The sequence below is a fragment of the Thalassobacillus devorans MSP14 genome (assembly GCF_000496835.1).
GTDB classification, from domain to species: domain Bacteria; phylum Bacillota; class Bacilli; order Bacillales; family Halobacillaceae; genus Thalassobacillus; species Thalassobacillus devorans_B.
In genome coordinates, this window is record NZ_KI543239.1 from 47,609 (window position 1) to 62,455 (window position 14,847).

Genomic DNA, 14,847 nt, shown 5'->3' on the forward strand with positions numbered 1-14,847 from the left:
GGAAGTATCATGAGTGATCGCAATAATAAGATACCGTTTGACGAAGATAACTATACGCATAATATTAACCGGAACAATGAGCGGATGCTGGACCGTAGAGGTTTTATGAAGACATTGGCAGGTGCAGCAGGAGTGTTCGCCGTTTCTACCTTGCCGTGGGGAGCTGTCGCCGCTAAGGAATTAATGGGACTTGGGGATAAAGAATACCCGCATCAGAAAATTGCGGACCTGAAAGACGTAAAAGTAGGGGATTCGGTTAAATTCCATTTTCCCAGCGAAAATGATAGTGCGATTTTAATCCGGCTCAGTGAAAATAAATACGTCGCTTATCAAAATGCCTGTACCCATCTCAGGTGTCCGGTTTACTGGGTCAAGGACGAACAGGAAATGATCTGTCCATGCCACCACGGAAAGTTTGATGCCTCCACCGGTGCACCAACAGCAGGTCCGCCTCGACGTCCGCTGCCAGGTATTGAAGTGGAAGTGAAGGATGAAGCTATTTATGCAGTGAGGGTGAAACGTTATGAAGCGTAGTTATGTCGGCGTCCTCATACTGGCAGCCATTCTAATGATGAACATCGTATTCACGCAATTGGTCGTCCACCAATATTATTATGAAAACTATGGCGTTACGTTGCTCTATGCTGGCTTGAATATCCTTTTGTTCCCGGTGGCGCTGTTCGTTTATAAAAATGAGAAAAATAAGGGAGGCAGCAAGGGTTATGAAAAGTGAAACCTACCTGGATTTTTGTTTTATCAAAGAGATGACCGGCACACTTGCTGCCGAAGTACAAAACAATTTCGAAAGAATATTCAAAGGACAGCGTCTCCACTGGTACTTGGATGATAAAACAGTTTCAGATGCAGAAGTTGTTGTCGCTGAAGTTAAAGGAATGAGCAGCTGGGCATCAGAACAAGATGTTATTGACCATTTGGAAGCACAGGCAGGAGAGACATTCTGGCAGACCTTACAGGGCTATCAATTTCATGTCTACCCTCCGGAGAAAGGATGTGGGACCTGTGGCATCCGTTGATAGAAATGACTTGGAAAACTGCATCGGTTCTTCCGTAAAGGTTTGTATTCATGGAGAAGAGGGGGAAGATATGGCTCCATGGCTGGACAAGAAAGTAAAGAAGCTTGCCAATTGTCCAGATAATACCCATCTCAGAATCTATTTTGACAACCATTATTTTTTTGCCGTTCCATTTACCAGTGAAGTCAAACAAACAGAGACCGAATGGTCTGCCTATGATCAAAAAGCCGGTCTATATTATGTAATCAAAAGCGAGGGGAAACCGCTATGAAAAGTAAAATCCAGCTCCCGTTACAAACGATGAACCTTGTTACAGGTTTTATGGTTTGGGTATTGATCTCATCATTACTTCCCTTTATCACCGAAGATATCGCCATTGCACCGGAGCATATCGCCTGGGTGACGGCTATTCCGGTTATTTTAGGATCCGTCCTAAGAATTCCTTTGGGATACTTGGCTAACTTACTAGGTGCACGATTGATTTTCATGGTAAGTTTCATCCTGTTATTATTCCCGGTCTATTACATCAGTATGGCTGACTCGCTCATCGATCTTTTGATTGGTGGTTTGTTTTTAGGCATCGGTGGAGCTATCTTTTCTGTCGGAGTCACTTCTCTTCCGAAATATTACGATAAAAGCCGCCATGGATTCGTCAATGGTATCTACGGAGCGGGGAACATCGGAACAGCGTTAACAGCTTTTGCCGCGCCTGTAGTAGCTGCTAATTTTGGCTGGACGTTCACTGTACAGCTCTACCTTGTACTTTTGGGTGTTTTCATCCTTTTGAACTTCTTTTTAGGAGATAAAAAAGAAACAAAAGTGAAAGTTCCATTAATGCAGCAGATCAAAGGTGTTTATAAAAATGAAAAACTATGGTTATTCTGCTTATTTTATTTTATCACTTTCGGTTCGTTTGTAGCATTCACGGTCTATCTTCCCAATTTCCTTGTGGCCAACTTTGGTCTGGATAAAGTGGATGCCGGGATGAGGACGGCAGGTTTCATTGCAGTTGCTACTTTCTTACGTCCTCTTGGCGGATGGCTCGCTGACCGCTTCCATTCCCTGATTCTGCTGATGTACGTGTTTGGAGGTTTTACCGTTGCTGCGCTGCTATTATCTTTTGCTCCTTCTATCCACCTGTATACGGTAGGAAGTCTGACCATCGCTATGGCTGCCGGAATAGGGAATGGAGTCATCTTCAAGCTTGTTCCGATGTATTTTAACAAGCAGGCTGGTATTGCGAATGGTATCGTATCCGCTATGGGTGGACTTGGCGGTTTTTTCCCGCCTTTGATTTTGTCCCTTCTTTACAGCTTGACCGGGCATTACGCCATCGGATTCATGGCACTATCCCAAATTGCTTTAGCAAGTTTGATTCTGGTCATCTGGATGTATTATCACGATAAGCTGGCGGTTTCCCATCAAATCATGGAAACGACACCGCTCGGCATGATGGTCACAGATAAAAATGGTAAAATCGTAACTGTAAATCCTGCTTTTACAAAGCTGACTGGCTTTGAGGCTGGTGAAGTGGAAGGGAAAAATCCAAATATCCTGAAATCAGGCAGACAGTCCCCGGCATTTTACCAGGGTATGTGGGACACTTTAGAAGCGAATGGTTATTGGCAAGGGGAAATTTGGAATAAACGCAAAGACGGAAAACACTTTTTAGAGTGGCTTACGATCAATGCGATTAAGGATGACTCGGGGGAAATCATCCAATACGCTGGTGTGTTCACGGATATTACAGAAAATCAACAACAGAAAAGCATGTAAAAAATAGAGGAGGATGGAGATGGAGCTTGAAGCAGGGAACCAGGCGTGCAGTTATATCATTCAGTCTCAGGAAGAAGAAATTAAACGGGTGGCCCTTGAGCTCCATGAAAGCATCAATCAGAACCTGTACACGATGCAAACAGGATTGAACTTCATTGAAGCAGGTATCGAAAATCAGGAGCTGAAAAGTTATGCCAAAGAAATGGCAGGGTTGATGGAGCGGACAATCAGGGAAGTCAGGCTGCTGTCTGTGGAGTTATATCCGAATACATTATCGACATTGGGATTGGTCTCCGCGATGAAAAGCTATTCGAAGCTGTTTACCAATACTTTTGGGATTCTGATTGATGTTCATTCCAGCGGGGAAGAGAAGCTTCTTTCCGACCAAAAAAGTATGGCCGCTTTTCGTGTCTGTCAGGAAGCATTGATCAACATTGCTAAATACGCAGATACCGATCATGCGAAAATTGAGTTTACATGGGGAGAAATATCAGTGAGAATAGATATAAAAGATGCTGGAAAAGGGTTCGATGCGAACGAAGTGATGGAAAGCGGCAGTGCTAATGGGATTGCTGCTATGAGAGAAAGGCTTCGCCTTGTCGGGGGGCAATGCGACCTTTCTTCTGAGTTGGACAAAGGGACAACTGTTTCTATCAATTTGCCAATCCAGTAATAGGAGGGGTTATGGGATGATAAAGGTCCTGTTAGTGGATGATCATGCAGTGGTGAGGATGGGCTTGAAAATGTTACTGAATTCCTTGCCGGATATGGAAGTAGTCGGAGAAGCATCAGAAGGCAATGAAGGAATCGAAATGGCGCTGGAAGAAAAGCCGGATGCTATATTAATGGATTTGAGCATGCCCCATGGAAAGGATGGCTTATCTGCGACGGGAGAATTAAAAAAACTTCTTCCTGAGGCAGCTATCCTCATCCTGACCATGCATGATGATGAAGAATATTTATTCCGTGCCATCCAGGCGGGTGCTTCCGGGTGTGTATTAAAAAGTGCTCCCCATGATGAATTAGTCAATGCCATCCGCTCGGTATGCCAGGGAGATGCTTATCTTCATCCATCCGCCCAGAAACGTTTGATGGAGGAGTACCTGGGTAATTTGAAAGAAGACGGTTCCGATACGTATCAGTTATTATCCGATCGGGAAAAGGAAGTTCTGACATTGATAGCAAAAGGCTACTCCAATAAGGAGATTGCAGAAAAGCTGGTGATCAGTGTCAAAACAGTAGAAACCCATAAAGGAAACTTAATGGAAAAGCTGCAAATGAAAACACGGCCTGAGCTGGTATCCTTTGCATTGAAAAAAGGATTGCTTGGTTATGGGATTCAGTAAGGACGTGATAGTATGAAGTCATTAAAAGATTTAGTACTGACCGAATGCGACAGCCTGAAGCAGCGTGTCCCCTGTGATTTTGTCGGGATTGCGCTGCAGAATCGGCATGATCCGGATATTACCTGGCCTTACGCGATGGGAAATCGAAATGAAAAATACAAATATATCACGGTACGGTATGGAAAAGGGATTGCCGGAAAAGTGATTTCCAGTGGAACACCTATGGAAATAACGGGTTTTCCCGAAAATATCCTGGGGAAAATAACCGATTACCCGATTATGTTAGCCGAAAAGCTGGTTGCTGCTTATTCGGTTCCTTTAGTTTGGAACGGACTTCCTAAGGGCGCCCTTTTGATCGGCTACCGGCATGCCCGTCAGTTTGATGAACAGGAAAAGCAGAAGCTCAGGGAAGTTGCGCGGAATTTAGAATCATTTTTACCTTCCCATTTTACCGATGAATAGGAGGGACAGTTGGTGACCACACGAACGCATCATAGTAATCAGCAGGAAACCACGGAAGACGCAACCGTTGTTATAGATGAAGCAGGTTATATCGAGTCGATGAATGATAAAGCGCAGATACTCTTTGAAGCAGACGGGGAAAGTGGCACTGGCAGCCATATTAAAAAATGGATACCTGAGGCGAATATTGATGTGTTAGAGTCGGGGACATTTACCCAACAGTTTGGTTTGACGACAGACGGACATCGTTTCCCATTATTTATAAGGAAGAACACTTTTTCTATTGGCAGTCATACTTACTCACTTCTCGTTTTACACCCCGATAATGACAGCTCTATTTCCAACTTAGAACCACAAAAGGTATTGAATGAACTGCTTGATATGAAATTTGCGCTTGATGAATCGACCATTGTGGCAATCACCGATCAAAAAGGGACCATCAAATACGTAAATGACAAGTTTTGTGAAATATCCAAGTATTCGGAGGAAGAGTTGGTCGGACAAGATCACCGGATCATCAATTCCGGTTATCATTCTAAGGAGTTTATGCGCGACTTATGGCGGACGATCGCCAATGGACAGGTTTGGCGTGGTGAAATCAAAAACAGAGCGAAAGACGGGACCCATTATTGGGTAGACACTACGATTGTGCCTTTTTTGAACAACAAAGGAAAACCCTATCAATATCTTGCCATCCGTAAAGAGATTACAGAATTCAAACGAGTTGTCGATGAATTGGAAAAGTCGATGCAAGAACTGGTGGACTTGAAGTTTGCTCTTGATGAATCCTCCATTGTTGCCATTACCGATGAAAAAGGGATCATTACGTATGTCAATGATCAATTCTGCCAAATTTCGAAATATCAGCGGGAAGAATTGATCGGACGCACCCATTCCATCATCAATTCGGGCTATCACTCGAAAGAATTTTTCAAAGAATTATGGCGGACAATCGGCAATGGTGAAGTGTGGAAAGGGGAAATAAAGAATCAGGCCAAAGACGGCAGCTACTATTGGGTGGATACGACAATCGTACCCTTTCTGAACGAGAAAGGGAAGCCGTATCAATATCTTGCCATTCGTTCTGAGATTACTGAACGAAAACGTGTAGAAGCCGAGCTGCAGCAGGCAATGACGCGCATCATAGAGGTCCAGGAAGAAGAGAGGCTCCGGCTATCGCGGGAACTCCATGATGGGCTTGGCCAAAATCTTTATAGTCATTTGATCACCATCAGCAGGCTGAGTGCAGAAATGGAACATCCATTGATTAATCAGATGCGGGATGAAGCTACAGAATTGATAGAAGAGGTACGCGACATCTCCTGGGAGCTGCGGCCATCCGTACTGGATGATCTTGGGCTGGTCCCGGCGATTCGCTCATTCCTGAACCGCTATTCCGATCATTATAATATCGATGTCATGTTCGAATGTGTGCTGGACCAAAGATTAGGCGCCCATGCGGAAATAACCATTTATCGGATCATCCAGGAAGCTTTGACGAATATATGGAAATACGCAGATGTCGATAGAGCCTGGGTGACCATTCGTGAACTGGGTGAGGTAGTCCGGGTGATGATTGAAGATCAAGGGAAGGGTTTTGATAAGGACCAGCTATCTTCCGGTGTAGGCTTATTCAGTATGGAAGAGCGGACACGTTCTGTCGGAGGAGACCTGGAAATTATCTCAGTGCCTGGAGAAGGAACGAAAATCATAGCGGAAATCCCTTATGGGGAGAATGAGTCGGACTAAAATAGTCCGGCTTTTTGGTTGAGTCCAAAATGTAGTTTGGCTAACATTTAGTAAGTCGCAAATATATCGTGAAAGTTGCAAAAAAAATTATCCCTCAGACTCATAGCTTGTCTCTGCCACTCATAAAATAGCTCTAACAGAGGGTGAGAGGAGATGATGTCTATCCGGTTATTTCGTGAATTCCGTCAATTCGCGATGAGGGGGAGTGCGGCTGAGCTTGGAGTAGCGTTGGTGCTGGGTGCTGCGTTCAGCGGATTCATCGATTCTCTTGTATCCGATATCCTGCTTCCTCCAATCGGATTGATTTTAGCAAAAATGAATTTCTCTGACTTATTCATAAGCTTGGGTGGCGGGTCATATCCTTCGCTGGCAGCAGCGAAAGAAGCAGGAGCTGCAACTATCAATTATGGACTCTTTTTGTCCTCCTTCATTCGTTTTATTATCATCTTATTTGCTGTTTTTCTGGTGGTAAGGCAACTCAATCGTTGGAAAAAGCCGAATCAGGATTTAGTGGCAGCGATGACGCGTAAAGAATGTCCCTATTGCTGTACTTCTATTCCTGCTAAGGCAAGTATCTGTCCTAACTGTGGTTCTTCCTTACAATCCAATAACGATCCCGGTAAAGAAGAGCGGAAAGGTTTTCGGCTGGGTATCAAATGAAAAGCATATCACGTATATGCTTTTTTTACTTTTATTGGATATTGATACAAAGTATGAAAATATAGGAACAGTACAATATAACAGCAGAGGAGGTTATAGCAATGGAAGGTTTTATCCGAAAGGCTGTCATGAACGCTATTATTATTGTTCCTATGCTGATGTGGTTTTCGGAAGCTACATTCCTGAAGAGTGTTATTACCGGGCTAATCCTTAGCTTCCTTACTTATTTTGTCGGAGATCGCGGCATCCTCACTATGAGCAATAACATTACGGCAACTGTCGCTGATGGTGTGCTGGCTTACATCTATTTCTGGGGTGTAGCTGAGTGGATGGGCTGGGCGCTTTCCGCTGGTGAAATTTTCTTCATTACGGCTTTACTGGCTGTTGTCGAGTATGTTTTTCACCGGCAGTTGGTACGTTTATTAAATAAAAATGAAGCACCAATCAGACAAACGACCTGAATACATTTCTGAAAAAGTGCACATCGGTCGTGTGCACTTTTTTTATTTTCAATAGATGGAGGAACATAAATGGAAAAGAAAAAGTGGGACCTCATTGCCTTGGCATCCATACCACTTATCATGACATTGGGTAATTCAATGCTGATACCTGTACTGCCGATTATTGAAAGAGAAATCAGTATCACTCCTTTCCAATCGAGCTTGATCATTACGGTTTACTCGCTTGTAGCGATTTTATTAATCCCGATTGCCGGATATTTATCTGATAAATTAGGGCGAAAAAAAGTAATTATTCCAAGCCTGATTATTGCAGGGATCGGAGGGGTGATCTCTGCGTTTGCAGCCTGGAAAATGGGTGAACCGTACCTCGTCATTCTAATTGGACGTTTTTTACAGGGGATAGGAGCTGCCGGCGCATTTCCGGTTGTGATACCGACGGTGGGAGATATGTTTGAAGATGAGGAGCAGGTCAGTGCCGGTTTAGGATTAATCGAAACGTCCAATACGTTTGGAAAAGTACTTAGTCCAGTTCTTGGCGCATTGCTTGCGGTAATGACTTGGTTTATTCCATTTGCTGCAATCCCTGTTCTGTCTCTTGTGGGAATTATACTTGTCATGAAATTTGTTAAGGTACCGAAGGAAGCGCAGGAAGGTGGAGAAGAGCAAACCTTTACCCGGTTTAAACAATCCATAATCGAAGTATTCCATCACAATGGGCGCTGGGTGGTTGCAATTTTTATCATAGGCGGTATTAACATGTTTGTGTTATTTGGTTTCCTTTTCCATTTATCTGCTATATTAGAATCGAAATATAACATTCAAGGTGCCTACAAAGGGTTAGTTCTTGCCATTCCGCTTTTACTATTGTGTATCGCTTCCTATTTTACCGGAAAGAAGATTGGAGAAAGCAAACAGCTGATGAGGTGGGCGGTAATTGCGGGAAACGGGGCAGCTGCCACTTCGCTGGTGTTTATCAGGAATGAGAATGGATTGATCATGCTGCTGGTTCTGCTATCAATTGCCGGTCTCGGTATTGGGTTGTCCCTGCCGAGTCTGGACGCTTTAATTACCGAAGGGATTGACAAGAAAGTCCGAGGGACAATGACTTCTCTTTATAGCAGTATGCGTTTTGTCGGAGTAGCAGCAGGTCCGCCTGTCATTGCCATATTAATGGAAAAATCTTCGGGGGGATTATATATTACTTTGGCAGCATTAAGTGCTCTGGCAGCACTGATAACATTTATTTTAATCAGGCCTTCGGGTGAAACAGCAGAAGTTCAAGTGGAACATTGACCAGCTTGATAAGAAAGGGTAGTAAAAATGGATATTACAACACTGCTTATGAAAAAGTGTTAGAAAGCAGCCTTCATGCTGTTGGAATGATCAAAATTGGCTGAATCAGATATTACAGCAGCATGGTATACAAAACATAAATGATGTACTGGTTGCGCAAGTCGATGGCCAGGGAAACATCTTTTTAGATACAAGACAAGATAGCATCAGCTTTACTGGTGATGAATGAAAGAGATGCCTCCGGGTTAAGCATGAGGCATCTCTTTCAGTTGATTAGTTTCTTCGAAAGCGGGGATACGCCGAGGCTTTGTACAACGAGAGATATCAATACGGCTGCAAATGAAAGAGAAACAATCATCCCGACATCTCCTGAGCTTTTGGATTGCAAACTCAGAATCAGGAAGATGGACATGGTACCTTTCAAGCCTGACCAGGATATCAGAGAGGCTTCACGCCAGGAAATCCGGCTCCTCCAATGGGGAAAAAGCTGTGTAGTTCCTGTGATGATTATAAAACGGATGATCAGGGAAGCCGCGAAAATTATTATGGCAAATCCCCACGCCCCGAAGGCTAAAGACTTCGCTGCCTGAATGCCGATCAATAAGAAGATTAGTGACAAAATAGTCAGTTCAGCAATGCCCCAGAATCCATCTAATGTGTCTTTGAAATGATCTTCTTTAATCGTCCTTCCATATTCAAATGAAAGCATAATGCCCGAAAAGACAGTAGCTAAAACGCCGGAAACACCGATATGCTCTGCTATATTGAAGGTGCCATAAGCTAATATGATGCTTAACATCACCTGGTACTGTTGGTTATGAGTAAAATGCACGGCTTTACTAATCAGCCAGCCGAATAGAATTCCAAGAATAACCCCACCAAGAGAAACGAGTAAGAATTCTCCAAGGAAAGATAAAATGCTGAACGACTTACTTTGAGTAAGCATTCCTGACAGGACAGTAAAAATGACGATGCTTGTCCCATCGTTGATTAAAGATTCTCCTTCCACGACATCCGCAATTTTTTCATCTCCGGCAGATTTTTTCAAAATCGAGACAACAGATACGGGGTCAGTCGGTGTCAGTATGGAAGCAATGATCAAAGCCCCTATAAAAGACAGTGACACAAAAGGTCCGCTTAAGGCATATATGGCTGCTCCAAGTAATGCTACCGTCAACATAATACCGATTGTAGCTAAAAAGCTGATGATACCGGCATTCTTTCTCAGTTCATCTGGCGGAAATCGGTAGGCTGAAGTAAATAACAATGCCGGAAGGAAAACATGATAAATCATATCCTTGGTCACTTCTATAGAAGAAAAGTAAGGGATAAACGAAAGTCCGATACCAATCATTACGAGAACCGTCGGCACTGGTAAATTTTCTTGTTTTTTATCGATGGTGAAAATGAGATAGCCAATGAATAATAGCAATATTATTTGTGAAGTAGACAAAGATATCCCCCCCTTTAGAATGCTAGTTTTCCATTCCCCCTAACATTCGCCATAAACGTCTGAGACGGGATGTATCTTTTGGCAGACATATTTTTTGACCAATCAAAAGGGCATTAGGATTGATATCGGGATTTGCGTTCATTAAGTCTTTTACACTTAAATTGTTATTTATGGCAATATGGTAAAACGTATCGCCGGGTCTTACAGAATAAACTTTAGGACAATCTGCGGCAGGGAGAGCGAGCGGAATCGATATCATTTGTCCCGGCATTAAAAAGTAGGGGTGTATACCAGGGTTCTCTGCTATCAGGTCTTCCAGTGGCACATTAAAAAAATGAGCGATATTATATAAGTTATCCCCGGGCTGGATTACATAGAAGTTTTTCTCGCGATAAATAGGATTATCAGGTATCCAGCAGGGAATGCCTGGTGAAGCAGGGTAATAGACATACGGATTTTTACAATTATATGAATGCATGATCCGGTTGCTCCTTTCGATGATATATCATAGTGATATTCAAATAACTGGCACATGTGATTGGAAGCGGGGGAGGTTATGTTTTAAGAAGGAGTGGGTATAAACGGTAAGAACGGAGGGATGTTCTTGAGCAATAAAAAACAAGACAGAAAAAATCTGGATAAACAAATGAAAGAAGCAGAAAAACAGCCAAAAGATAATGCAGATAGTCCGGACCGTCAATTTTACATTCCATCACAAATCGTTAAGGAATTTGGAGAAAAAGGAAGGGACCATCTAGCCAAGCCATTCCGTGCTCAAATGCTGCTGGCATTTACTGCCGGTTCCTTCATGACCTTTGGAGCAGCTTTTTCAATTTTGCTGGGTATTGGAATCGAAGCGGAAGGGCTCTACTATCTGTTGTCCGGTTTAGGATTTGCTGCCGGTTATGCGATGGTATTCATTTCAGGTGCTGTGTTATTTACTGAAATCAATGTAATGCTCCCGACTTACAAGTTTCATATAGCTGGGTTAATGCATAAAGACATGGTTAAATTCTGGCTTTCTTCGTATTTAGGAAATATTGTCGGCGCGTTATTTGTCGCTATACTCATTCAAGCCTCAGGTTCGTTAGCGGACCCTTTTTATACAGAAATGCAGTCACTATTGGATAAAAAAATGAAGTTTATGGAATTAGGAGCAGCCGGTTGGTTTGAAGTTATTGTGTCTGGTATCCTGGCTAACTGGCTGATTGGAATGGCAGCGTTTCTAACGACTGCGGCCCGGGACATCACAGGTAAGTTACTTGGCACTATTCTACCGGTAATTTTGTTCGTCGCAGGAAACTTTCAGCACAGTGCGGCGAATATGGGTTATTTCAGTATGGGAGTTTTATCGGAAACTTCCTATACATGGTATGAGTTCATTTTCTACAACCTTATTCCTGCAAGTATCGGAAATATAATCGGAGGGGCTTTATTGGTAGCACTTCTATTCAGTTATGCATATAAAGAAGATCTTAAACCATAGAGCACTTGACAAGTAAAAAAACCTGCTGCACAGGAATCATCGAATTGTGCAGCAGGTTTTTTATCGTCTGGGAATATTATAAAAGTTGATAATTTTTTTCTAAATCTTATTAATCTTCCATTACGTTTCCCTCTGCAGGAATTGGATTTTGTTTCAGTATCCGTGCTAAATGAATCAGATTATAAGCTTCCATTGTAATATTGTTTCTGGTGAAGTCGTTTTCAATGCCGTTCGCTTCAATGTAGGATGGTCCTGGTCCTGCTTCACCGACCCAGTATGCATCAGAATTTGGTGGAATATTGAAGCCAAAATGCGATAGAGAGAAAAGAATGGATCCGGCTGCTTTCTTGGCACCATCTTCATTACCGGTGACTACTGTTCCGGCTACCTTGTTATAATAAATCGATTGTCCTTTTTCGTTGGTAATGGAGGCACTTCCATTTATACGTTCAATAGCAAGTTTAGCTAGACTGCTTTTTTCTCCGGCCCATACCGGGGTAGCGAGTACAAGGATATCGGCTTCCTTGATTTTTTCAAATACCTTTGGCCATTCATCACCTTCCCCAAGATCATCGCTGACTCCGAATTTAATGGAATAGTCAGCGAGCCGGACTGTTTCATGGCTCACCCCTTTTTTATCAAATACTTCGGTTAACTCATTGGAAAGAGCTTCCGTATTGGATGGGTCGTCTTCACTTGTTTTAAAAGAAGCGTTAAGAATTACTGCCTTTAAGCCAGCCATAATTTATTCCTCCTTTTTATAGGTTTCTTTTCCCGCTAAAAGAAGGATGAATCATTGAATTTATTGATTGTCGAATTAAGGCACCAATCTGGTAATAAATACCTATAGTTTTGGGATTGCGTTAACAAAACTACGTGTGGTAAATTTGCATTAAATAAAGATTTAACACCTAAGTATTATTGAAGAATCAATCTTCTGAAAATTAAAAATACTATAGGGTTATTTCTTTATGAAGCCTGGTTAGGTAATTGCCCAATGACTTGAAACGGAGTCAGCGATGGGAATCTCCTAATACATTTTTAAAAGGAGGGTGAGCTGCTGTGACGATCCTGTTTACCAAAGGCCGGGAACTGTTTGAAGAAGATGCAAAGAACCAGGCGTTCAAGGAAAAACCAGAAAAAAACAGTCCAGCGAAAACTCGTAGTGGTAAGTTTTTGTCTTTTGCGAAAAAGCGTAAGTAAGCCGTAATTGAAGGCTTGGTCTTTGGAAAAGTAAATAATGGCAGGATCAACGAAACATGGGATGAAACGCAGCAGGTCATCAAGATGCAATCAGAGATTATCTGAACATGGTGACAATACTGATATAAAATACGCATGAACGTAGATGAATCCTATGTTTGCGGTTGACAATGCATAATAAAGGCCTTTGCGAAGTGTAATATTCCGCAAAGGTCTTTTAACGTTTCGCAAAGTGATTAGTTTCTAAGTAAATAATGGTAAGTAATTTTATGTTTTAATGTGTGCACACGGGGAATCGCCTAATACACTCAATGATAAAGGAGGGTTGAAAAGTGACGATCCTGTTTACCAAAGGCCGTGAGCTGCTTGAGGAAGATATGAAAAATCAAGCCTTCACAAAGCAGCCAGAGCAAAAACCAGCACAGAAAAAAAGTGGCAAAGTAACGATGTTTTCTAAAAAGAAGTAAGTCTTTGGGTATCCACAATAGAATAGAACAGGATCAACTATTTCATGGGGATGACTTGGTGGCAGTCATCAGCCAACATCATACTCCGCTATGATATACAAACTCGCAAATGAGGATGATAAACATTATCGTACGTTACCGTTTTACACCACATTTGATTCCTATGTTTTTAGTTGTTTCAAAAAAATAAAACAGAATCCTTCTGACATAATGAATTAGAGGGGTTCTGTTTTTATATGGCATCATCTCAGATGTGCTATGACTTCATTATCTATGACGGGTCTTACAATATTCATAAAAACCATTACTATTTCTGCTCCAGGATACATACCCGCCAATCCTTCGTCTGCTCCCCATTCAGCTCTTTATTTTACCTGCAAATGGAAAACAACCGGATTATTTATTTTTTGAGACAGGTGTAAACTGTGGAAAATCACAAAAACTAAAGGTATATCATTTTTAAGAAGGGAGTATGGGCCGTGTTATTACACCTGAAAAAAGTATGCAGCAGCATATTGATAATAATAGCACTTCTTCCAACAGCAGCATGGGGTGTTCCACTGCAGGAAACAGGAAATTCATCTGTTTGGCAATCATCTGTTGAGGCTATAGAAACCGCTTCGGAAGAGCGCCAGCTGGAAGTACATTTCATAGACGTAGAACAAGGAGACAGCATTTTCATCAAGTTTCCGAATGGCAAAACAATGCTTGTCGATGCAGGTGATAGAAAAGCGGGGGAAAAAGTAGTTGAGTATTTGAAACGTGCCGGAGTATCTACCATTGATCAAGTGGTTGCCACTCATCCTGATATCGACCATATCGGGGGGTTTTTAGAGGTTTTTACTCATATTGGAGTAAAAAAACTGCTGGATAGCGGAAAAACTTATACCACCGATACGTATGCGGAATATTTAAAACTGGTTGCATTAAATGAAATTCCGACACAAGTAGCAGAAGAGGGACAGCAGCTGTACCTGGACCCAGATGTGAAGGTGCAAGTGCTGCATGTCAATCGTAACGAAAAAGAAAACAACCCAGCTTCTATTGTGTTGAAGTTGAGCTATGGGGATATGGATGTATTGTTGACCAGTGACACAGAAGAAAAAAATGAGAAAAGGCTGATTAAACGTTATGATGTTCAGGCAGAAATCCTGAAGGTAGCCCACCATGGTTCCGCAACAAGCAATTCGCAGGCTTTCGTCGATGCAGTCAACCCGGAAGCGGCTGTATTTTCTTATGATCAGGCGAATGATTATGGTCACCCTGTTCCTAAAGTAGTTGCCAGGTTATATCACCTGGGAACTGCTTTATATTCTACAGCCGAATCAGGAGATATCGTCGCTTCCATTGATGAAGATGGTTATGTCATTGACGCTGACCCTTATGATCCTGGGTTTGCCCCCGGACCTGACGAAGAGTGATTTGTCTGAGCAATAAAATAAGCCCAGGCAGTAGGC

19 protein-coding genes are annotated in these 14,847 nt (G+C 42.4%); 16 read left to right on the plus strand and 3 right to left on the minus strand.

All coding sequences use genetic code 11. From position 1 onward, the window contains the following. The first annotated feature begins 9 nt into the window (after positions 1-9). The 12 genes from P855_RS0119175 (at position 10) to P855_RS0119230 (ending at position 8,781) form a co-directional block, all read left to right on the plus strand. Positions 10-534 (plus strand): ubiquinol-cytochrome c reductase iron-sulfur subunit, encoded by a 525-nt coding sequence (locus P855_RS0119175; protein WP_028785060.1) that lies wholly within the window; start codon positions 10-12, stop codon positions 532-534. Continuing rightward, complete coding sequence (locus P855_RS0119180; protein WP_028785061.1) at positions 524-733, plus strand: hypothetical protein; 210 nt, start codon at positions 524-526, stop codon at positions 731-733. The genes P855_RS0119175 and P855_RS0119180 overlap by 11 nt, the downstream gene beginning before the upstream one ends. Next, a complete protein-coding gene (locus P855_RS0119185; protein ID WP_028785062.1) occupies positions 723-1,034 on the plus strand; it encodes a hypothetical protein in 312 nt (103 codons plus the stop codon). Before P855_RS0119180 ends, P855_RS0119185 begins: the two co-directional genes overlap by 11 nt. Continuing rightward, a complete protein-coding gene (locus P855_RS0119190; RefSeq protein WP_037986638.1) occupies positions 1,021-1,305 on the plus strand; it encodes a hypothetical protein in 285 nt (94 codons plus the stop codon). Before P855_RS0119185 ends, P855_RS0119190 begins: the two co-directional genes overlap by 14 nt. Then, positions 1,302-2,810 carry an MFS transporter gene (locus tag P855_RS0119195; RefSeq protein WP_028785064.1) on the plus strand — a complete coding sequence of 503 codons (1,509 nt, stop codon included), beginning with the start codon at positions 1,302-1,304 and terminating at the stop codon, positions 2,808-2,810. The genes P855_RS0119190 and P855_RS0119195 overlap by 4 nt, the downstream gene beginning before the upstream one ends. A gap of 19 nt (positions 2,811-2,829) precedes the next feature. Further along, positions 2,830-3,483: a sensor histidine kinase gene (locus tag P855_RS0119200; RefSeq protein ID WP_028785065.1), complete on the plus strand. Its 654-nt coding sequence runs from the start codon at positions 2,830-2,832 to the stop codon at positions 3,481-3,483. Between the two features lie 16 nt (positions 3,484-3,499). Beyond that, positions 3,500-4,156 (plus strand): response regulator, encoded by a 657-nt coding sequence (locus tag P855_RS0119205; RefSeq protein ID WP_028785066.1) that lies wholly within the window; start codon positions 3,500-3,502, stop codon positions 4,154-4,156. A 12-nt stretch (positions 4,157-4,168) separates the two neighbouring features. Then, positions 4,169-4,618, plus strand: coding sequence for a GAF domain-containing protein (locus P855_RS0119210; protein WP_028785067.1), 450 nt, complete (start codon positions 4,169-4,171; stop codon positions 4,616-4,618). A gap of 99 nt (positions 4,619-4,717) precedes the next feature. Continuing rightward, positions 4,718-6,367: a PAS domain-containing sensor histidine kinase gene (locus tag P855_RS21620; RefSeq protein ID WP_084315786.1), complete on the plus strand. Its 1,650-nt coding sequence runs from the start codon at positions 4,718-4,720 to the stop codon at positions 6,365-6,367. Positions 6,368-6,523: 156 nt separating this feature from the next. Then, positions 6,524-7,027, plus strand: coding sequence for a large conductance mechanosensitive channel protein MscL (gene mscL / locus P855_RS0119220; protein ID WP_051353345.1), 504 nt, complete (start codon positions 6,524-6,526; stop codon positions 7,025-7,027). 101 nt (positions 7,028-7,128) lie between these two features. Further along, positions 7,129-7,488: a DUF2512 family protein gene (locus P855_RS0119225; RefSeq protein WP_028785069.1), complete on the plus strand. Its 360-nt coding sequence runs from the start codon at positions 7,129-7,131 to the stop codon at positions 7,486-7,488. A 69-nt stretch (positions 7,489-7,557) separates the two neighbouring features. Then, positions 7,558-8,781 carry an MFS transporter gene (locus P855_RS0119230; RefSeq protein WP_028785070.1) on the plus strand — a complete coding sequence of 408 codons (1,224 nt, stop codon included), beginning with the start codon at positions 7,558-7,560 and terminating at the stop codon, positions 8,779-8,781. Positions 8,782-9,046: 265 nt separating this feature from the next. Here the strand turns inward: P855_RS0119230 and P855_RS0119235 are convergent, their stop codons facing one another. Together P855_RS0119235 and P855_RS21405 are read right to left on the minus strand one after the other, a co-directional pair. After that, the gene (locus tag P855_RS0119235) at positions 9,047-10,234 is read right to left on the minus strand and encodes a cation:proton antiporter (RefSeq protein ID WP_028785071.1); all 1,188 of its coding nucleotides are present in this window, start codon (positions 10,232-10,234) and stop codon (positions 9,047-9,049) included. A gap of 22 nt (positions 10,235-10,256) precedes the next feature. Then, the gene (locus P855_RS21405; protein ID WP_051353337.1) at positions 10,257-10,712 is read right to left on the minus strand and encodes a LysM peptidoglycan-binding domain-containing protein; all 456 of its coding nucleotides are present in this window, start codon (positions 10,710-10,712) and stop codon (positions 10,257-10,259) included. Positions 10,713-10,838: 126 nt separating this feature from the next. Between P855_RS21405 and P855_RS0119245 the strand changes: the two genes are divergently transcribed. Further along, positions 10,839-11,720: a formate/nitrite transporter family protein gene (locus tag P855_RS0119245; protein WP_028785072.1), complete on the plus strand. Its 882-nt coding sequence runs from the start codon at positions 10,839-10,841 to the stop codon at positions 11,718-11,720. Positions 11,721-11,829: 109 nt separating this feature from the next. Here P855_RS0119245 and P855_RS0119250 read toward each other — a convergent pair whose 3' ends face one another. Then, a complete protein-coding gene (locus tag P855_RS0119250; protein ID WP_028785073.1) occupies positions 11,830-12,462 on the minus strand; it encodes a flavodoxin family protein in 633 nt (210 codons plus the stop codon). A gap of 320 nt (positions 12,463-12,782) precedes the next feature. Here P855_RS0119250 and P855_RS22325 point away from each other — a divergent pair, with 320 nt between their 5' ends. The 3 genes from P855_RS22325 (at position 12,783) to P855_RS21410 (ending at position 14,811) form a co-directional block, all read left to right on the plus strand. Beyond that, positions 12,783-12,923 (plus strand): hypothetical protein, encoded by a 141-nt coding sequence (locus tag P855_RS22325; RefSeq protein ID WP_157620104.1) that lies wholly within the window; start codon positions 12,783-12,785, stop codon positions 12,921-12,923. A gap of 332 nt (positions 12,924-13,255) precedes the next feature. Next, a complete protein-coding gene (locus P855_RS22685; protein WP_268744500.1) occupies positions 13,256-13,390 on the plus strand; it encodes a hypothetical protein in 135 nt (44 codons plus the stop codon). A gap of 479 nt (positions 13,391-13,869) precedes the next feature. Then, the gene (locus P855_RS21410) at positions 13,870-14,811 is read left to right on the plus strand and encodes a ComEC/Rec2 family competence protein (protein ID WP_051353338.1); all 942 of its coding nucleotides are present in this window, start codon (positions 13,870-13,872) and stop codon (positions 14,809-14,811) included. Positions 14,812-14,847 lie beyond the last annotated feature (36 nt).

What these genes read in the sequence shown, in the direction of transcription:
- P855_RS0119175 (WP_028785060.1), top strand. Translation starts at nt 10, where the DNA reads ATGAGTGATCGCAATAATAAGATACCGTTTGACGAAGATAACTATACG.
- P855_RS0119210 (WP_028785067.1), top strand. Translation starts at nt 4,169, where the DNA reads ATGAAGTCATTAAAAGATTTAGTACTGACCGAATGCGACAGCCTGAAG.
- P855_RS0119180 (WP_028785061.1), top strand. Translation starts at nt 524, where the DNA reads ATGAAGCGTAGTTATGTCGGCGTCCTCATACTGGCAGCCATTCTAATG.
- P855_RS0119200 (WP_028785065.1), top strand. Translation starts at nt 2,830, where the DNA reads ATGGAGCTTGAAGCAGGGAACCAGGCGTGCAGTTATATCATTCAGTCT.
- P855_RS0119185 (WP_028785062.1), top strand. Translation starts at nt 723, where the DNA reads ATGAAAAGTGAAACCTACCTGGATTTTTGTTTTATCAAAGAGATGACC.
- P855_RS0119225 (WP_028785069.1), top strand. Translation starts at nt 7,129, where the DNA reads ATGGAAGGTTTTATCCGAAAGGCTGTCATGAACGCTATTATTATTGTT.
- mscL (WP_051353345.1), top strand. Translation starts at nt 6,524, where the DNA reads ATGTCTATCCGGTTATTTCGTGAATTCCGTCAATTCGCGATGAGGGGG.
- P855_RS0119195 (WP_028785064.1), top strand. Translation starts at nt 1,302, where the DNA reads ATGAAAAGTAAAATCCAGCTCCCGTTACAAACGATGAACCTTGTTACA.
- P855_RS0119205 (WP_028785066.1), top strand. Translation starts at nt 3,500, where the DNA reads ATGATAAAGGTCCTGTTAGTGGATGATCATGCAGTGGTGAGGATGGGC.
- P855_RS0119230 (WP_028785070.1), top strand. Translation starts at nt 7,558, where the DNA reads ATGGAAAAGAAAAAGTGGGACCTCATTGCCTTGGCATCCATACCACTT.
- P855_RS0119250 (WP_028785073.1), bottom strand. Translation starts at nt 12,462, where the DNA reads ATGGCTGGCTTAAAGGCAGTAATTCTTAACGCTTCTTTTAAAACAAGT.
- P855_RS21620 (WP_084315786.1), top strand. Translation starts at nt 4,718, where the DNA reads ATGAATGATAAAGCGCAGATACTCTTTGAAGCAGACGGGGAAAGTGGC.
- P855_RS21405 (WP_051353337.1), bottom strand. Translation starts at nt 10,712, where the DNA reads ATGCATTCATATAATTGTAAAAATCCGTATGTCTATTACCCTGCTTCA.